Source organism: Streptomyces sp. NBC_01089, from assembly GCF_045162975.1.
GTDB lineage: Bacteria > Actinomycetota > Actinomycetes > Streptomycetales > Streptomycetaceae > Streptomyces.
In genome coordinates, this window is record NZ_CP108660.1 from 5404232 (window position 1) to 5419573 (window position 15342).

At 68.2% G+C, this 15342-nt stretch carries 19 protein-coding genes; 7 read left to right on the forward strand and 12 right to left on the reverse strand.

The window, feature by feature from the left end; genetic code table 11:
• Positions 1–4: 4 nt before the first annotated feature.
• The 4 genes from OG510_RS24255 to OG510_RS24270 all read right to left on the reverse strand — a co-directional run bounded on the left by OG510_RS24255 (position 5) and on the right by OG510_RS24270 (position 2641).
• The gene (locus tag OG510_RS24255) at positions 5–1192 is read right to left on the reverse strand and encodes an RNase A-like domain-containing protein (RefSeq protein ID WP_406139531.1); all 1188 of its coding nucleotides are present in this window, start codon (positions 1190–1192) and stop codon (positions 5–7) included.
• The gene (locus tag OG510_RS24260; RefSeq protein ID WP_406139533.1) at positions 1192–1515 is read right to left on the reverse strand and encodes a hypothetical protein; all 324 of its coding nucleotides are present in this window, start codon (positions 1513–1515) and stop codon (positions 1192–1194) included. The genes OG510_RS24255 and OG510_RS24260 overlap by 1 nt, the downstream gene beginning before the upstream one ends.
• Before the next feature lie 120 nt (positions 1516–1635).
• Positions 1636–1770: a DUF397 domain-containing protein gene (locus OG510_RS24265; RefSeq protein ID WP_406139535.1), complete on the reverse strand. Its 135-nt coding sequence runs from the start codon at positions 1768–1770 to the stop codon at positions 1636–1638.
• Entirely contained in the window at positions 1727–2641 is a 915-nt protein-coding gene (locus OG510_RS24270) for a Scr1 family TA system antitoxin-like transcriptional regulator (RefSeq protein ID WP_406139537.1), read from the reverse strand. Before OG510_RS24270 ends, OG510_RS24265 begins: the two co-directional genes overlap by 44 nt.
• Before the next feature lie 178 nt (positions 2642–2819).
• On the opposite strand from OG510_RS24270, the gene OG510_RS24275 reads away from it, so the two are divergent.
• From OG510_RS24275 to OG510_RS24285, 3 genes are all read left to right on the forward strand, one after another.
• Positions 2820–3326 carry an ATP-binding protein gene (locus OG510_RS24275; protein ID WP_406139539.1) on the forward strand — a complete coding sequence of 169 codons (507 nt, stop codon included), beginning with the start codon at positions 2820–2822 and terminating at the stop codon, positions 3324–3326.
• A gap of 305 nt (positions 3327–3631) precedes the next feature.
• Positions 3632–4273, forward strand: coding sequence for a helix-turn-helix domain-containing protein (locus OG510_RS24280; protein WP_164265217.1), 642 nt, complete (start codon positions 3632–3634; stop codon positions 4271–4273).
• A 235-nt stretch (positions 4274–4508) separates the two neighbouring features.
• Positions 4509–5297 carry a S16 family serine protease gene (locus tag OG510_RS24285; RefSeq protein WP_406139542.1) on the forward strand — a complete coding sequence of 263 codons (789 nt, stop codon included), beginning with the start codon at positions 4509–4511 and terminating at the stop codon, positions 5295–5297.
• Between the two features lie 147 nt (positions 5298–5444).
• Here the strand turns inward: OG510_RS24285 and OG510_RS24290 are convergent, their stop codons facing one another.
• The 5 genes from OG510_RS24290 to OG510_RS24310 all read right to left on the reverse strand — a co-directional run bounded on the left by OG510_RS24290 (position 5445) and on the right by OG510_RS24310 (position 9774).
• On the reverse strand, positions 5445–6428 hold the full coding sequence (locus OG510_RS24290; RefSeq protein ID WP_406139544.1) for a glycine betaine ABC transporter substrate-binding protein: 984 nt from the start codon (positions 6426–6428) through the stop codon (positions 5445–5447).
• A complete protein-coding gene (locus OG510_RS24295; protein ID WP_406139546.1) occupies positions 6428–7339 on the reverse strand; it encodes an ABC transporter permease in 912 nt (303 codons plus the stop codon). The genes OG510_RS24290 and OG510_RS24295 overlap by 1 nt, the downstream gene beginning before the upstream one ends.
• Positions 7336–8562, reverse strand: a complete 1227-nt coding sequence (locus OG510_RS24300; RefSeq protein ID WP_406142521.1) for a betaine/proline/choline family ABC transporter ATP-binding protein — start codon at positions 8560–8562, stop codon at positions 7336–7338. The genes OG510_RS24295 and OG510_RS24300 overlap by 4 nt, the downstream gene beginning before the upstream one ends.
• 85 nt (positions 8563–8647) lie before the next feature.
• The gene (locus tag OG510_RS24305; RefSeq protein WP_164265222.1) at positions 8648–9295 is read right to left on the reverse strand and encodes an ABC transporter permease; all 648 of its coding nucleotides are present in this window, start codon (positions 9293–9295) and stop codon (positions 8648–8650) included.
• The gene (locus tag OG510_RS24310; RefSeq protein ID WP_164265223.1) at positions 9292–9774 is read right to left on the reverse strand and encodes an Lrp/AsnC family transcriptional regulator; all 483 of its coding nucleotides are present in this window, start codon (positions 9772–9774) and stop codon (positions 9292–9294) included. The genes OG510_RS24305 and OG510_RS24310 overlap by 4 nt, the downstream gene beginning before the upstream one ends.
• Positions 9775–9918: 144 nt before the next feature.
• On the opposite strand from OG510_RS24310, the gene hppD reads away from it, so the two are divergent.
• Positions 9919–11064 carry a 4-hydroxyphenylpyruvate dioxygenase gene (gene hppD / locus OG510_RS24315; RefSeq protein ID WP_164265224.1) on the forward strand — a complete coding sequence of 382 codons (1146 nt, stop codon included), beginning with the start codon at positions 9919–9921 and terminating at the stop codon, positions 11062–11064.
• A gap of 175 nt (positions 11065–11239) precedes the next feature.
• Here hppD and OG510_RS24320 read toward each other — a convergent pair whose 3' ends face one another.
• The 3 genes from OG510_RS24320 to OG510_RS24330 all read right to left on the reverse strand — a co-directional run bounded on the left by OG510_RS24320 (position 11240) and on the right by OG510_RS24330 (position 13485).
• Positions 11240–12229, reverse strand: coding sequence for an SRPBCC family protein (locus OG510_RS24320; RefSeq protein ID WP_406139548.1), 990 nt, complete (start codon positions 12227–12229; stop codon positions 11240–11242).
• A 5-nt stretch (positions 12230–12234) separates the two neighbouring features.
• Entirely contained in the window at positions 12235–12852 is a 618-nt protein-coding gene (locus OG510_RS24325; RefSeq protein WP_406139550.1) for a hypothetical protein, read from the reverse strand.
• 168 nt (positions 12853–13020) lie between these two features.
• Positions 13021–13485, reverse strand: coding sequence for an Asp23/Gls24 family envelope stress response protein (locus OG510_RS24330; protein WP_406139552.1), 465 nt, complete (start codon positions 13483–13485; stop codon positions 13021–13023).
• A 239-nt stretch (positions 13486–13724) separates the two neighbouring features.
• On the opposite strand from OG510_RS24330, the gene OG510_RS24335 reads away from it, so the two are divergent.
• Genes OG510_RS24335 through OG510_RS24345 form a run of 3 tightly spaced genes read left to right on the forward strand, consistent with a single transcriptional unit; the run spans position 13725 to position 15341 of the window.
• Positions 13725–14048: a gas vesicle protein gene (locus OG510_RS24335; protein ID WP_406139553.1), complete on the forward strand. Its 324-nt coding sequence runs from the start codon at positions 13725–13727 to the stop codon at positions 14046–14048.
• A 9-nt stretch (positions 14049–14057) separates the two neighbouring features.
• The gene (gvpJ, locus tag OG510_RS24340; RefSeq protein ID WP_164265229.1) at positions 14058–14597 is read left to right on the forward strand and encodes a gas vesicle protein GvpJ; all 540 of its coding nucleotides are present in this window, start codon (positions 14058–14060) and stop codon (positions 14595–14597) included.
• Positions 14598–14600: 3 nt separating this feature from the next.
• Positions 14601–15341, forward strand: a complete 741-nt coding sequence (locus OG510_RS24345; RefSeq protein ID WP_406139555.1) for a GvpL/GvpF family gas vesicle protein — start codon at positions 14601–14603, stop codon at positions 15339–15341.
• Position 15342: the final 1 nt, after the last annotated feature.

Below are 15342 nucleotides of genomic sequence, written 5' to 3' on the forward strand. Positions count from 1 at the left end.
CTGGTCAGCCTATGGGGTGGGTAGTGAGGACGTAGTAGCCGCCGGGAGCGTCCGGATCGGGCTTGAGAACCACCCTGGCACCGCGGACCTCCCGGGCACCGATGCCCTGCTGCCAGTCTTCCCGCGACAGCGACCGTCCGGTGACCTCGCCAGAGTTCTTGAGGTCGAACTCCCGCGGGTGTCCGTTGGTGTCGTTCTTCAGCCAGTTACTGATCTTCTGCTTGTTGGCGTCGATGGCCCGTTGGGAGAACCGCTGCGCGTCGCCGACGGTTCGATATGTCGAGACCTCCCTGGGTGGATCCGCCCGCCTCCTACTCGGCTTCCACTGAGCGTGACGATCGGCCATCTGCTCGTCGCTGCGGCCCACGTGTTTGGTGACACCGTGCCCTCCGTAGCCCTCGTCCTTGAGCGGGTCGGCCTCGCGGGTCTGTGGCGGCTTCGGGCCCTTGCGGCTGGCGCGATTCCAGGCGTTGTAGTCACCGTCGGACATCGCCGTTATGAAGTCGTCGAAGCCCTTGTAGGTCAGAGCGCCACCGCCGGCTATGGCCGCGCCGCTGACCACATTTACGGGGACGCCGACAAAAGCGCCTACGCCGGTGGCATCGAGGGCTGCGCCGCCGAACTCTCCGCCAACGCCGGCTGACATCAACCAGATACCTGCCGCAGTTTCGAAGACGCCGGTGAGAGAATCAGGGCTGAAGGCCACCTGCATGAAGTCGGCGACCTCGGTGCCGGTGTTTTCGAGAGGGTCGACCACCCACTTCTTCCACCAGGGACGCTTCTTCGGTTTTGGTTTCGCTTCCGGCTTGGCACGTGTGGTGATGCCGTTGAAGGCGTCCACCGGCGAAATTCCTTCGCCGAAGCCGTGGGGGCCCTTTGCTTCGTCGAACATGCGCAGGCGCAGCTTGATCTCGGCAGACATGACGTGCAGCTCCCCGCCGAGTGAGCCGGGCAGGCCCGCGAAAGTAGGAGCTGGTGCGGTCGGCGCGAGCACCCCGCTGCCGGCAGAGGTCTCCTGGACGCGCTGCAGATTCGGGTTGTGGGTGGCCTGTTGTCCGGGGTCGAGCGCTTCCTGCGCGTCGGTCAGGATCGAGCCGATGCTGCGGTGCAGCGAACCTGCACCGGCACTGGCCTTCTCCAGATCTGCCGCGAGCTTCGCTACTTTTCCCTCATCGAACCCTCTGAATCCCATCAGTGGCCGCTCTTGTGCTTTGCGGCGTGCTTGGCGCGCTCGTCGAGGTTTCGTGCTTCGCTGTCCCAGCGCCGGGCGTCGGCAACCAGGTCACTCGCCATCGTGTGGAGCGTGCGGCTGTGAGCCTTCAGCTTCGCAGTGGTGGATTCCGCGTAGGGCCCTTTCCATATTGCTATTCGGTCCTTTCCGGTGCCTGCAGCCTGGTTCACCTCGTTGTCGAGATAGCTGCCAAGGCCGTGAGCGGCGGTACGCGCACGGCGTGCTGCTGAACGGAGTGTCTCGGCGCGCCGCTTCAACTCGGCTGTCGCTTCTGATTCCCCCATGCCGTCTCCCTGCGTACGAGCGGATACCTATCGCGTGCACAAGTCGTGCGCGGCAGAGACTGTTGCTGTCTCTGCCGCGCACGGGTGTTGTGTGGTCTGGTGCGGGCGCGCCGGGCGCTCCTAGGGTTGGTTGTCCGTCTTCAGGCCGGTTATGAACGCGGTCCAAGAGGTCGTGGGGAATGCCATGGCGGGGCCGTCCGGGTTCTTGCTGTCACGGACGGGGACGACGCCGGGGAATCCGTCCGCCACTTCCACGCAGTTGCCGCCCTCCTGATTGCTGTAGCTGCTCTTGCGCCAGGCGGCGACGGTCAGATCGAGACGGGACACTCGCTTCACGGTGGTTGCCCTCCATGACGGATCGGATCATGTCCAGTGACATGAGCGGGGGCAGTGCCACTGCCCGCAGCTGATCGTAGGTCACCGCGAAGCGCCTGACTTCTTCCGGTTCCTCGATCAGCTGGCCGTAATGGGCGCCTTCCGTGTAGGCGACTTCAGCGCCGTCCGGCAGGCCGAGAACGGTGAGGGAGCCGCCCATCACGTCATGCTCGCCCTGGCTGAACGGCAGTACCTGCACGGTGATATGAGGTGCTGCGGCCGCCTCCAGCAAGCGGTTCAACTGCGCCCGCATGACAGCCGGGCCACCGACAGGACGCCGTAGGACCGCCTCGTCAAGAATCGCCCACAGCTCAGGGGCATCGGGCCCAGCCAGGCGCTCCTGGCGCTCCATTCGGGCCGTGAGCCGTTCCTCCAGGTGTTCCTCGCTCTTGAGGGACCGGCCGACGCTCAGAAGTGCTCGGGCGTACTCCCGAGTCTGCAACAGGCCCGGCACCGCGTGCGATGCGTACTCGCGGATCGAAGCCGCGCGTGCCGCGTGTCCCATGAATGCCCGCGACCAGTCGGGAAACGTCTCCCGGTACACGTACGGCCACAAGTCGATCAGCAGGTTGTCCGCCACCAACGCGGTGTCCAGCGCCTCCGTCAGCTCCCGTGTCGGTTTCGCACCGGATGCGCGCTCGATCTGGGTGATGCGGGTGCTCACCACGTGCGTCATGTCGCCCAGTTCGACTTGGGTCAGTCCCGCCGCCGTACGGAGCTTCCGTACCCGTGAGCCGAAGAGCGCGGCCATCGAGGTCTGGGGGTCAATTGGTCTGGCCAAGACGGCACTTCCGTTCTTTACGGCCTGGAAGGTAAGGCTTCGTCACCTTTCGAGCCTAGGGCCAACGGCCGATTCTTGAGCACGGAACGTCACGAATCCCACACTCTGCGGGACGCGTGAAGGATCGACCGCCCGGGAGGGCCACGCCATGTTGAAACCAGAGACTGCGCCGGACGAGGGCTCGAAGAAGGGGACAGAAGGGGCCGCGCAGTCGGACGGACCGGATCCGGCTGCCCCTGAACCTCAACGACCGGTTCTCTCCAGGCAGTTCACGTCTTCGCCGCGAGGCGCCCGGCTTGCCCGGCGGATGGCCGTGAGGCATCTGGGGGAGTGGGGGTTTCCTCCGATGTCGGAGGCGTCGTGCACGGTCGCTCTGCTGGTCGCTGAGCTTGCCGCCAATGCCGTTCGGCATGGCCGGGTGCCCGGGCGCGACTTCCATCTGCTCGTCGCTTTTGACGGGCGGGCGAGCCGGTTCCGTATCGAGGTTTCCGATGCATGTCCGGATCGACTGCCGGTCCATCCTGTCTCCCTTACGGCCGAGGGAGAATCGGGTCGCGGTCTGCTCCTCGTTGATGTCCTCGCCGACCGCTGGGGATGGGAGCCTCGCGTACCTATCGGGAAGACGGTGTGGGCGGACGTGGTCGCCACCCCGTAACCGCGAAGGTAAAAGCTCGGCATAAAAAAGGCGACGATAAAGAAAGGGAATCCGGTCACGGACTGCGGTCATTCCGTCGCAACGGGGGCATACCTCGCGCCGACTGCCCGGATTCTGGACTTGCCCTTCCGCTGAGCGGACCGGCTCGCTACTGTCCCGGCAACGCATACGCCCCGTGGCAGAGCCGCCTCGGAGCGCAGCCGGTGCCCTGGCCTGCCGGCGGCCGCTGCGCGCGTCGCCGACGGGAACCGGCGCCGTGACTTTCGTGGTGAGCCGCCGCGACTACCACGTAAGGAGTGGGCGTCGTGACCGCCGAGACTTCTCAGACGCTCGACCGGGGACTCCGCGTCCTCAAACTGCTCGCAGACACCGACCACGGGCTGACCGTCACCGAGTTGTCCAACAAACTCGGGGTCAACCGCACCGTGGTCTACCGACTGCTCGCCACATTGGAACAGCACACCCTCGTCCGGCGCGACCTGGGCGGCCGCGCCAGGGTCGGGCTCGGTGTGCTGCGGCTGGGCCGCCAGGTGCACCCGCTCGTCAGGGAAGCGGCGCTGCCCGCGCTGCGCTCGCTCGCCGAGGACATCGGTGCCACGGCACACCTCACGCTCGTCGACGGCTCGGACGCGCTCGCCGTGGCGGTGGTCGAACCGACGTGGACGGACTACCACGTGGCGTACCGGGCGGGCTTCCGCCATCCGCTGGACCGGGGGGCCGCCGGGCGCGCGATCCTCGCCTCCCGGCAGGGGCTGCCCGACGGGCCCGGTTACACGCTCACCCATGGCGAACTGGAGGCCGGCGCGAGTGGCGCGGCCGCGCCGCTGGTCGGGGTGACCGGGGTGGAGGGGAGCGTGGGAGTGGTGATGCTCGCCGATTCGATACCGGAAGAGGTGGGGCCGCGCGTGGTCGACGCGGCGCGGGAGGTGGCGGAGGCGTTGCGGTGACAGGGGGCTGGGCCGGGGCCGCCGGGGCCGCCGTGGCTGCTGGGGCCGCTGCGGCCACGGCGGCCGCTGTGGGCTCGGGGCTCTGCCCCGGACCCCGGTCCTCAATCTCCCCCCAGACTTCGTCCGGGGGGACCCCCAGGACGGGCTTGATCGGGCTGCTGTGCCGGATCCGGACCGCGGTCCCTGCCCCACCCGCCGGGGCAGTCCGCTGCGCGCCGCCCGATAGATTGGCTTCGTGCTCCTCCGTGATCCGCGCTCCCGTGTCCTTGCCGTCTGTGCCGTTCTGGTGCTTGCCCTGCTCGGTACGGCCGCCTTCGCGCCGTTGCCGTTCTCGGTGGCGCAGCCGGGGCTGACCGCCAATGTGCTCGGTGACGACAAGGGGCAGCCGGTGATCAGCATCTCCGGGGCGCCCGTGCGGAAGACGTCCGGGCAGCTGCGGATGGTGACCATCGAGGCGACCGGGCCGTCCACGGACATCGATCTCGGGCAGGTGGTCGACGGCTGGTTCCGTACCGACCGCGCGGTCATGCCGCGCGACGCCGTCTACCCGGGCGGCGGCAGCGACGCCCAGATCGAGCAGCACAACCTCGACGAGATGAAGGGTTCGCAGGACGCCGCGACCGAGGCCGCGCTCTCCTATCTCGGCGACAGCCCGGACAAGGTCAAGGTGGGTCTGCACCTCGCGGATGTCGGCGGGCCCAGCGCCGGGCTGCTCTTCTCGCTCGGCATCATCGACAAGCTGGACGGCGACGGTGCGGGCAGCGATCTCACCGGCGGCCGGACCATCGCGGGTACGGGGACCATCGACGCGGCGGGGAAGGTCGGCGCGGTCGGGGGCGTGGCGCTGAAGACGCAGTCCGCCGCCAGGGACGGGGCCACCGTCTTCCTCGTACCGAAGGCCGAGTGCGCGGACGCCAAGTCGAAGCTTCCGCACGGGCTGCGGCTGATCCCGGTCACCACGCTCAAGGGCACGGTGTCGGTCCTGGCGACGCTGAAGAAGGGTGGCTCCCTGCCGAGCTGCTGACCCGGCCGGTTTCGCTGACTCCTCCCGAGCTGTGCTGCCCGGCCGACCTCGCCGACCTCGCCGGCCCCGCTCACCCCGCTCACCCTCCCGTGCCGGCCTTTCCGGCCCGCCCCGGCCTCGCACCCCGGCCGACCTCGCCGACCCCCCTCACCCCTTCTTGATGAAGCCCTCCTTGATCAGCCACGCCTTCGCCACCTCGTGCGGGTCCTGACCCTCCACGTCCACCTTCGCGTTCAGCTGCTGCGCGATCTGGGTCGTCAGCTTCTTCGTGATCGGGTCGAGCACCTTCGCGATGGCCGGGTGCTCCTTCATCGCCTTGCTGTACATCTCCGGCGCCGCGTTGTAGTTGGGAAAGAACTTCTTGTTGTCCGTGAGGACCTTGAGCCCCAGATGCGGGATGCGGCCGTCCGTCGTGAACACCTCGCCCAGCGTGCAGGTCCTGCCGCCCGACACCTGGGTGTAGACCACCCCGCTGTCCATCTTCCTGATGTGCGACGGCGGGATCGAGAAGCCGTACGCCTTCTCCACCCCGGGCAGCCCGTCGTTGCGTACCGCGAACTCCGCCTCGACGCAGACCGTCGCCGCCGACGGGTTCTGCTTCGCCAGCCGTGCCACGTCGGAGAGGTCCTTGAGGTGGTACTTCTCGGCGTTCTTCTTGTTCGCCGCGAGCGCGTACGTGTTGTTGAGCCGCGCGGGCGGCAGCCAGGTGATGCCGTTCCTGAGGTCCGCGTCGTGCACCGCCTGCCACTGCTTCTGCGGGCTCGGGATGGGCTTCGTATGGCCGAGATAGGTGATCCAGGCCGTGCCCGTGTACTCGTACATCCCGTCCGCCGAACCGGACTTGACCGCCTCGCGCGCACCGATCGACCCCTGGATGTCCGTCCGGTCCAGGACCGACGCACCGGCCGCCTTGAACGCGAGCCCCATCATCTGGCCCAGGATGATCTGCTCGGTGAACTGCTTGGACGTGACCGTCAGACTGGCCCCCTTGAGCGGCAGGCCCCGGCCGATCGACCCCGGCTTCACATCGTCGACCATCGGGCTGCCACTGGTGAGCCCGCACCCCGACAGCGCGGCCGCCCCCACCAGGACACCGGCCCCGGCCGCTGCGAGCGTCGTCCGTACGCGCATCACGTCTCCAGTCCGCGCGGCCGCAGCAGCACTTCGGCGATCGACGCGAGCCAGTCCACCAGCAGCGCCAGCGCCACGGTCAGTACGGAGCCCAGGATCAGCACCGGCATCCGCTGGTTGGTGATCCCGGCGTTGATCAGGTCCCCGAGGCCGCCGCCACCGCCGAACGTGGCCAGCGTGGCCGTGCCCACATTGAGCACCAGCGCGGTCCGTACCCCCGCCAGGATCAGCGGTACGGCCAGCGGCAGCTCCACCCGGAACAGCACACCGGGCGCCGACATCCCGATGCCGCGCGCCGCGTCGATCAGGCCGGGATCGGTGGCGCGCAGGCCCGCGATGGTGTTGCTGAGGACCGGGAGCACGGCGTAGATCGTGATGCCGATCAGCGCCGGTTCCCGGCCGGTGCCGAGCCAGATCACCAGCAGGGCGAGCAGCCCGATCGCGGGGGTCGCCTGGCCGATATTGGCGAGCGCCACCACGTAAGGCGACGCCCTGCGCAGTGCGCTGCGGGTCAGCGCGATGCCCAGCGGGATCGAGATGATCAGGACGAAGAAGGTGGAGATCGCGGTGAGCTGGACGTGCTGCCACAGGGCGGTCTGGGTCGCGTCGTGGGCCAGCGAGTTCCGCGAGATCGAATCCAGGTTCGTGTGGGTGATCCAGATCAGGGTCGCGCCCACTACGACGGCCAGCAGCACCGGCATGAAGAGCAGCTTGAGCCAGGTCAGCCGGCGCACGGGCCTGCGGCCCAGGGGCCGGGGCGCGGCCGTCAGGCCCTGTCCGGTCCCGGCCCCCTCGGTCCCGGTGCGCTCGTCCTGTTCGGCCTGCTCGGCCTGTTCGTCGCGGAACGCGAGTCCGCGGACCTCGTGCTCCCCGTGCGGCCGCTGCGGCGGGCGCCGCTGTTCGGAGCTCACGACGGGTCCTCCCGTGCGCCGGCCACACCGCCGGACACACCCTCCTGGAGCGCGTGGGTCTGCTGCGCGCGCAGATCCGCCAGATCCTGCTGGTGCTCCAGCGCGGCGAGCCGGTCGGCCTCCAGCATCTCGTGCACCGAGTTCATCAGCGTCTCCATGGTGACGACGCCGATGAACTCGCCCCTGCGGCCGGTCACCGCGGTCCGCCCGCCGCTGTCGGTCAGCACCGCCTCCAGCGCGTCGCGCAGCGTCGCGTCCCGGGTCACATGGTCGTGTACGAGCGTCCCGGCGCGCGCCAGTGAGCCGCGGGCCCGCATCAGATCGCCGCGCCGCAGCCACTTGTAGGGGCGGCGGTTCTTGTCGAGGAGCAGCACCTCGTTCGTACTGCCGGTGCGCAGCAGGGTGAAGATGGACTCCAGCGGATCGTCGATCGTCGCCGTCGGGAAGTCGGCGATCTCCACCTCCCGTACGCGGGTCAGGTTCAGCCGCTTGAGGGCGGCGCCCGCCCCCACGAAACCGGAGACGAAGTCGTCGGACGGGTTGGTGAGGATCGCCTCGGGGGTGTCGAACTGGGCGATGTGCGACTGCTCGCGCAGCACCGCGATCCGGTCGCCGAGCTTGATCGCCTCGTCGAAGTCATGGGTGACGAACACGATCGTCTTGTGCAGCTCGTGCTGGAGCCTGATCAGCTCGTCCTGGAGGTGGTCGCGGGTGATCGGGTCCACGGCGCCGAACGGCTCGTCCATCAGCAGCACCGGCGGGTCGGCCGCCAAGGCCCGTGCCACACCGACGCGTTGCTGCTGGCCGCCGGAGAGCTGGCGCGGATAGCGGCCGTGGTACTCACGCGGGTCGAGCCCGACGAGATCGAGCATCTCCTCGACCCGGTCCTTCACCCGCTGCTTGGACCAGCCGATCATCTTCGGTACGAGGGCGATGTTGTCGGCGACCGTCATGTGCGGGAAGAGGCCGGACGACTGGATCGCGTACCCGACCTTGCGGCGCAGCTTCACCGGGTCGATGCCGGTGACGTCCTCGCCGCCGATCCTGATCACCCCGGACGTGGGCTCGATCAGCCGGTTGATCATCCGCAGCGTGGTGGACTTCCCGCACCCCGAAGGGCCCACCAGGATCACGATCTCACCGGCCGCGATGTCCATGCTGACGCTGTCCACGGCGGGCAGCGGGGTCCCCGCGTAGTGCTTGGAGAGGTTCTCCAGCTGGATGGTGGCGCCGGTGACGGCGTTCTCCGTACGTGTCTCGGCGGGGGAGGCGGGGTTCTCCTTACGCGCCTGAGCGGGCTCTGCGTGATCAGGCACGGATACCCCTCGAAATGGTCAGGCGTCCGATCAGGACGTACGCGGCATCGAAAAGCAGCGCCAGGATGATGATCCCGAGCGTGCCGGACAGCACCTCGTTGAGCGCGTTGGCGCTGCCGAGGCTGGAGATCCCGCGGAAGATCTGGTTACCGAGGCCGGGCCCCGACGCGAAGGCGGCGATGGCGGCGATCCCCATCAGCATCTGGGTGGCGACCCTGATCCCCGTGAGGATCGGCGGCCAGGCCAGCGGCAGCTCCACCCGCAGCAGCCGGCTGATCCGGGACATCCCGATCCCGGTGGCCGCGTCCACCAGGTCCTCGTCCACCCCGCGCAGCCCGACGATGGTGTTGCGGACGATCGGCAGCAGCCCGTACAGCACCAGGGCGATCATCGTCGGCGCGACACCGAGGCCGACGATCGGGATCAGCAGACCGATCATGGCCAGCGAGGGGATGGTCAGGATCGACGAGGTCGTGGCGACGGCGACGTTGCCCGCCCACTCCTTGCGGTACGAGAGGACGCCGATCAGCACCCCCAGCGCGGTCGCGATGACCATCGCCTGGAACACCGCGCTCGCGTGCTGGCCCGCGTCGGCCAGTAACTGCTGATAGCGGTTGCCGAGGTATTCCCAGAAATTCATCCCTCGGGGCCCCTTCCTCGGCTCGCCTGCTCCACCAGCGGGATGATCCGCAGAGGCACAGGGTTTTCCATGACGATCGCCGTGGAGGCGCGCACAATGCCATCGAAACCCACAACGAGGTCGATCACCCGTTGAAGATCCGCGTTCGACCGGGCCACCAGACGGCAGAGCATGTCCCCGTGACCGGTCGTGGTGTGCAGTTCGAGCACCTCGGGCACGCCGCTCAAGTGCGCCCGTACATCGGCCCCTTGGCCCTGTTTGATCTCCAGCGTCGCGAACGCCGTCACCGGGTAGCCGAGGGCCGCCGGATCGACCTCGGGGCCGAATCCCCGGATTACTCCATGCGACTGGAGCCGGTCGAGCCGCGCCTGTACGGTCCCGCGCGCCACGCCGAGCCGCCGGGACGCCTCCAGCACCCCGATCCGGGGCTCGCGGGCCAGCAGCACGATCAGCCGGCCGTCCAGTTCGTCGATGCCCATGCGTGGCTCCCGCCGCTCACGGATGCCACCGTGCTGTGGTCACCCTGTACAGATGGACCGCCCATCCTGGTCCCATACTGAACAGATTGCCCAGCCAAATCGCGAACTATTGCGCACCTTGCGATACGGCGGGACGCTTCCCCCATGACTGAGACCACCCAGCACACCCCGGACACCGCGCGTGAGGCCGACCCCTTCCCGGTGAAGGGAATGGACGCGGTCGTCTTCGCCGTCGGCAACGCCAAGCAGGCCGCGCACTACTACGCGACCGCCTTCGGCATGAAGCTCGTCGCCTACTCCGGACCGGAGAACGGCAGCCGCGAGACCGCGAGTTACGTCCTCACGAACGGCTCGGCCCGCTTCGTGTTCACCTCCGTCATCAAGCCCGCGACCGACCACGGCCGCTTCCTCGCCGGCCATGTCGCCGAGCACGGCGACGGCATCGTGGACCTCGCCATCGAGGTGCCGGACGCCCGCGCCGCGTACGCCTACGCGACCGCGCACGGCGCCACCGGCCTCCAGGAGCCGTACGAGGTCAAGGACGACCACGGCACGGTGGTCCTGGCGGCCATCGCCACCTACGGCACCACCCGCCACACGCTGGTGGAGCGCACCGGCTACGACGGCCCGTACCTGCCCGGGTACGCCGCCGCCGACCCGATCGTCGAGCCGCCCGCCCGGCGTACGTTCCAGGCCATCGACCACTGTGTCGGCAACGTCGAACTCGGCAAGATGAACGAGTGGGTCGCCTTCTACAACAAGGTCATGGGCTTCACCAACATGAAGGAGTTCGTGGGCGACGACATCGCCACCGAGTACTCCGCCCTGATGTCGAAGGTCGTCGCCGACGGCACGCTCAAGGTGAAGTTCCCGATCAACGAGCCGGCGGTCGCGAAGAAGAAGTCGCAGATCGACGAGTACCTGGAGTTCTACGGCGGCGCCGGTGTCCAGCACATCGCGCTCGCGACGAACGACATCGTCGGTTCGGTCCGCGCCATGCGGGCGGCGGGCGTCCAGTTCCTGGACACGCCCGACTCGTACTACGACACGCTGGGGGAGTGGGCGGGCGAGACCCGCGTCCCCGTCGAGACCCTCCGGCAGGAGAAGATCCTGGTCGACCGCGACGAGGACGGCTATCTGCTGCAGATCTTCACGAAGCCGGTCCAGGACCGGCCGACGGTCTTCTTCGAGATGATCGAGCGGCACGGATCGATGGGCTTCGGCAAGGGGAACTTCAAGGCGCTGTTCGAGGCGATCGAGCGGGAGCAGGAGCGACGCGGGAATCTGTGAGCGGCTGAGGCGGGCTGAGCGGGTAAGCGGCTCAGCGGTTGCGCTGGTTGCTTGAGCGGCTGCACGGCTGAGTGGTTGCGCGGTTGCGCGGTTGCGCGGCTTGACCCGAGTGGTCCAGTGGGCGCGTGGTGGGCGGGGGCCGGGAATTCATTCCGGCCCCCGCCCACCTGCCGCATCAGCGTTCGTCCTCGTCCTCCTCGTCGTCTTCGTACGCGTCGTCGTCCTCTTCCTCTTCTTCCTCGCCCTCGTCGTCACCCTCCTCCCCGTTCTCGTCCTCGTCCTCGTAGTCCTCGTCCCCCTCCTCTTCGCCCTCTTCCTCATCCCCCTGGTCCTCGTCGTCCTCAAGGCCCTCCTCGTGGCTGCGGACGACCTCGCCGTCGCGGATCTCTCCGCGCCAGCCTTCGACCTCCTCGTCGTCCCCGGTCAGGGTCACGTAACGCTGGAAGTGTTTGAGGTCCAGGCGCAGCCGGCGGCCCTGGGCGCGCCAGAGGTTGCCGGTCTTCTCGAAGAAGCCGGATGGCGTGTACTCGACGACAGCGACGACACGGGTCAGGCTCGGGGCCAGTTCATGGAAGGTGATGGCGCCGCGGGTCGTGCCCTTGGCGCCTTCGGACGTCCAGAGGATGCGGTCGTCCGGCACCTGCTCCTGCACGGTGGCCTTCCAACTGCGGTTGGAGAAGGCGACCTTGAGTTTCCAGTCGCTCTCGATCTCGTCCGACTGCTTCACACCGGTGACGCCCTTGGTGAACGAGCTGAATTCCTCGATCTCGGCCCATCGGTCGTACACCGTGCGCAGTGGCTTTCCGACATCGATGGTCTCGATCATGTTCATTACCTTGGGGCTGCCGGCCTTACTGCTGCTACCCCCGCCGCCGAATGCGCTCTTGACCGAGTCCACCGCCTTGTCCTTCATGGAGCCGGCCTTCTCGCCCACGAATGCCTTGACGGGGTTCTCACCGCCCATGACGCGTTTCCCGACGTCGAGGAGGCCGCCGCCCCCGCCGCCGTCGGAATCCCCAAGACCCTCCGCCAGATCCGAGAGTTTTCCGCCGGCCGAATCGATCAACCGCTGCCCCTGGGCGCCGAGATAGGCGGAAAGCTCGTCCTTGACCCGGTCGAGGGCGGACATTCCCTGGTCCGTAGGTGCGTCCTCCTGCTTGGCCATGAGAGCTACCTCCTACGGCTGTTACGGCTCGAAGTCTTCTTGGCGACAGCCTTCTTCGACGGAGCCTTCTTGGCCGCTGTCTTCTTCGCCGCCGCCTTCTTGGCCGGTGCCTTTTTCGCGGGCGCCTTCTTGGCGGGAGGCTTCTTCGCCGCGGGCCGCTTCGTGGGACGACGGGGCGGCTCTTCTTCTTCCGCTTCCTCCTCGTCCCCTTCTTCCTCTTCGGCTTCCTCGTCCTCGGGCTCCTCCTCGTCCTCTTCCGTGTACTCCTCGTCCTCGTCCTCGTCCTCGTTCTCTTCCTCTTCACCGGGCTGTTCCAGCAGGGCACTGGTCCGCTGCTGGAGTGCGTCGGCGACGGATTCCAGGCGGCGGTTCGCCTGCGCCGACAGGGCCGTACGCCCGGCGCTCAGCACTTCACCCCGTACCTGCTCGATCAATGGAGCAACCTGTGGATTCTCCGCCAGCTTCCGGGCGCCCATGCTGATCATGTCCCGCGGATTCAGCGGCAATTGCTGGCCCGCCACCAGGGAAGCAAGACCAATGGCCAGCTTCCCTTTCTTCGTCCGCCCGAGGACATAACCAGCCGCCACGGCAGCGGTCAGTGAGACCTTCGTGCTGTTTTCCATGAGCGCTCCTCAATCAGAGCCGAATCACCGCTGTTCCACTCCGGGCACAGGCATCCGGTGAGGGTGCGGAGCGGGAGCAGGGCGCGGAGAACCCCAGCCCTGTGGGCGGCCCCCGGCGCCGCTCCGCGCACCCCCGTCCGGCTGCCCGGAGACGAGCGAGCTTCCGCCTCAGCGCACCCGCCCGCTCGGCTCGTTGTCCTCTTCGTCCTCGTCGTCGTCGGATCCGGCCAGGTGCACGTCGGAGACCTTGATGTTGATCTCGACGACTTCCAGACCCGTCATCGTCTCCACCGCGTCGGTCACCCGGCTGCGGATCTCCTTCGCGGCGTCCGCGATGGGCTCGCCGTACTCCACGATGACCTCGACATCGATCGCGGCCTGGGTCTCCCCGACCTCGACCTTGATTCCCCTGCTGGGCGCGGGCGTCTTCGAGACCCTGTCGCGGACCGACCCGATGGCGCGGGAGGCGCTGCCGCCCACCGCGTACACACCGTCGGTCTCGCGGACCGCTATGCCCGCGATGGTCGCGACGACCGTGTCCGCGATGGTGGTCGTGCCCCGGGTGCCGGCGCTGTCGCCGCTGTTGCCCAGAGTGGTCGAGTGAGTGCTGCCGGTGCTGTCGTTACTGGCCATGGGAAATCCTCCAGTGAGAAGAAGGCCGGCGTCGGTGAGGGCGACCGGAAGCGGCCGGCCGGTGCTGACCGGCATCGCGGTACGCCCCTCTCATCCCAATGTCCTCCGGCCCCCGGCAGGCCGCCATTCGGGTGGATTCTGATTGGGCGCGCCGAAGACCGGTAAAGGCGCAGGACCGCAGCCAGCCTTTCGGGCCACCCCGCGTGCGGGGTGCCCGGGGGCTCCACAGAATGACGAACATGGCAGAACAGCGTGCCCGGAAATCCGGGACCTCCAGATCCGCTTCTTCCGGCACGGCCAGAAAGCAGGTGAAGGGCGCGGAGGACGCGGCAGAACGCGCGTGCCTGAGCCTGCGGAAGCTGATCAGTCACAGGACCGAAGGCGTCTCCGCCGTATCGCGGACCGATGGCGGCTGGCATGTCGACGTGGACGTACTCGAACTCCCGCGCATTCCCGATACGACCAGCCTGCTGGCCACGTACCAAGTGGATATCGACGAGCAGGGGGCCCTGCTGGAATACCGCAGAGTCCGGCGCTACCGCCGTGGCCAGGCAGACGATTGAGAGCCTCCGATGCCCGAGACCAAGATACCGCCCGTGACGAAGACATCACCCGCGATCAAGACAATCCGGAAAGACGGTCCTCCCTTGAGTACATACAGCGAGGAAATTGTCCGCGTCCCCCGTGCCGGCACCCTCTACGACGTCCTGGAACTCATTCTCGACCGCGGCATGGTCATCGACATCTTCATACGGGTGTCCCTGGTCGGCATCGAAATCCTGAAGATCGATGCCCGCATCGTCGTGGCCAGCGTCGACACCTATCTCCGGTTCGCTGAAGCCTGCAACCGGCTCGATCTGGAGAACGACACGACGAGCAGGACAGTGCCCGAACTCTTCGGCGGCGGCATGGCCAAGAGCGCCGGGAAGGCCGGCGCCAAGAAGGCCGCGCATTCCGTGGGCGACAAGGTGAAGAAAGCCGTCGGGGTCGGCGACGGCGATGACGACGACGATGACGAGGCGCGGGAAGAGGAGCGGCCGCGCCGCCACAAGGCGAGCCGTTCGCGGAGCGCCGACAGCGGGCGTACGCGCCGGCACAAGGAGGAGAGCTGACCGATGGCCGGGACAGGCATGTACGTGTACGGCATCGTGGGCGGCGCACATCCGCTCCCCGCTGATGCCAGGGGCGTCGGCGAGCCGCCCGCCGAGATCCGGCTGCTGCCGGCCGGTGAACTGGCCGTCGTGGTCAGTGAGGCCCCTCCGGGGCTCAGGGCCCGCCGCCGCGATCTCATGGCACACCAGGATCTGCTGCTGGAGCTCGCCGAGGCGGGGCCGGTGCTGCCGATGCGCTTCGGTGTGGTCGCGCCGGACGAGTCCACGGTGCTGTCCGACGTCGCGGCGCGCGGCGGCGAGCACACCGCGATCCTCGAACGGCTCGACGCGCGCGTGGAGATGAACGTCAAGGTCATGCCGGTCCAGGACAACCTGGCCGCGCTGATCCGGGAGGACCCCGTGGTCCGGAGGGCCCGCGAGGAGACCCGCCGCAGGCCCGGGTACGAGGCCAACATCCGCCTGGGCGAGGCCGTTTCGGCCGGGCTGCGGCGCAGGGCCACGGCGGCCGCAGCGCTGCTGCCGGCCCAGTGCGCGGAGCTGGCCGACGAGATGCGCCCCGGGCCGGAGGTCGAAGGCTGCGTCCTGAACATCTCCTTCCTCGTCCCGCGGCGCCGCGAGGCCGACTTCCGCGCGGTCGTCGAGCGCTGTGCCGCCGCCCACTCGGACCGACTGGACCTCCGGCTCACCGGGCCGCTGCCCTGCTACAGCTTCGTGGGCCCGGAATCCGCCCCGGCCAGGGTCTGAC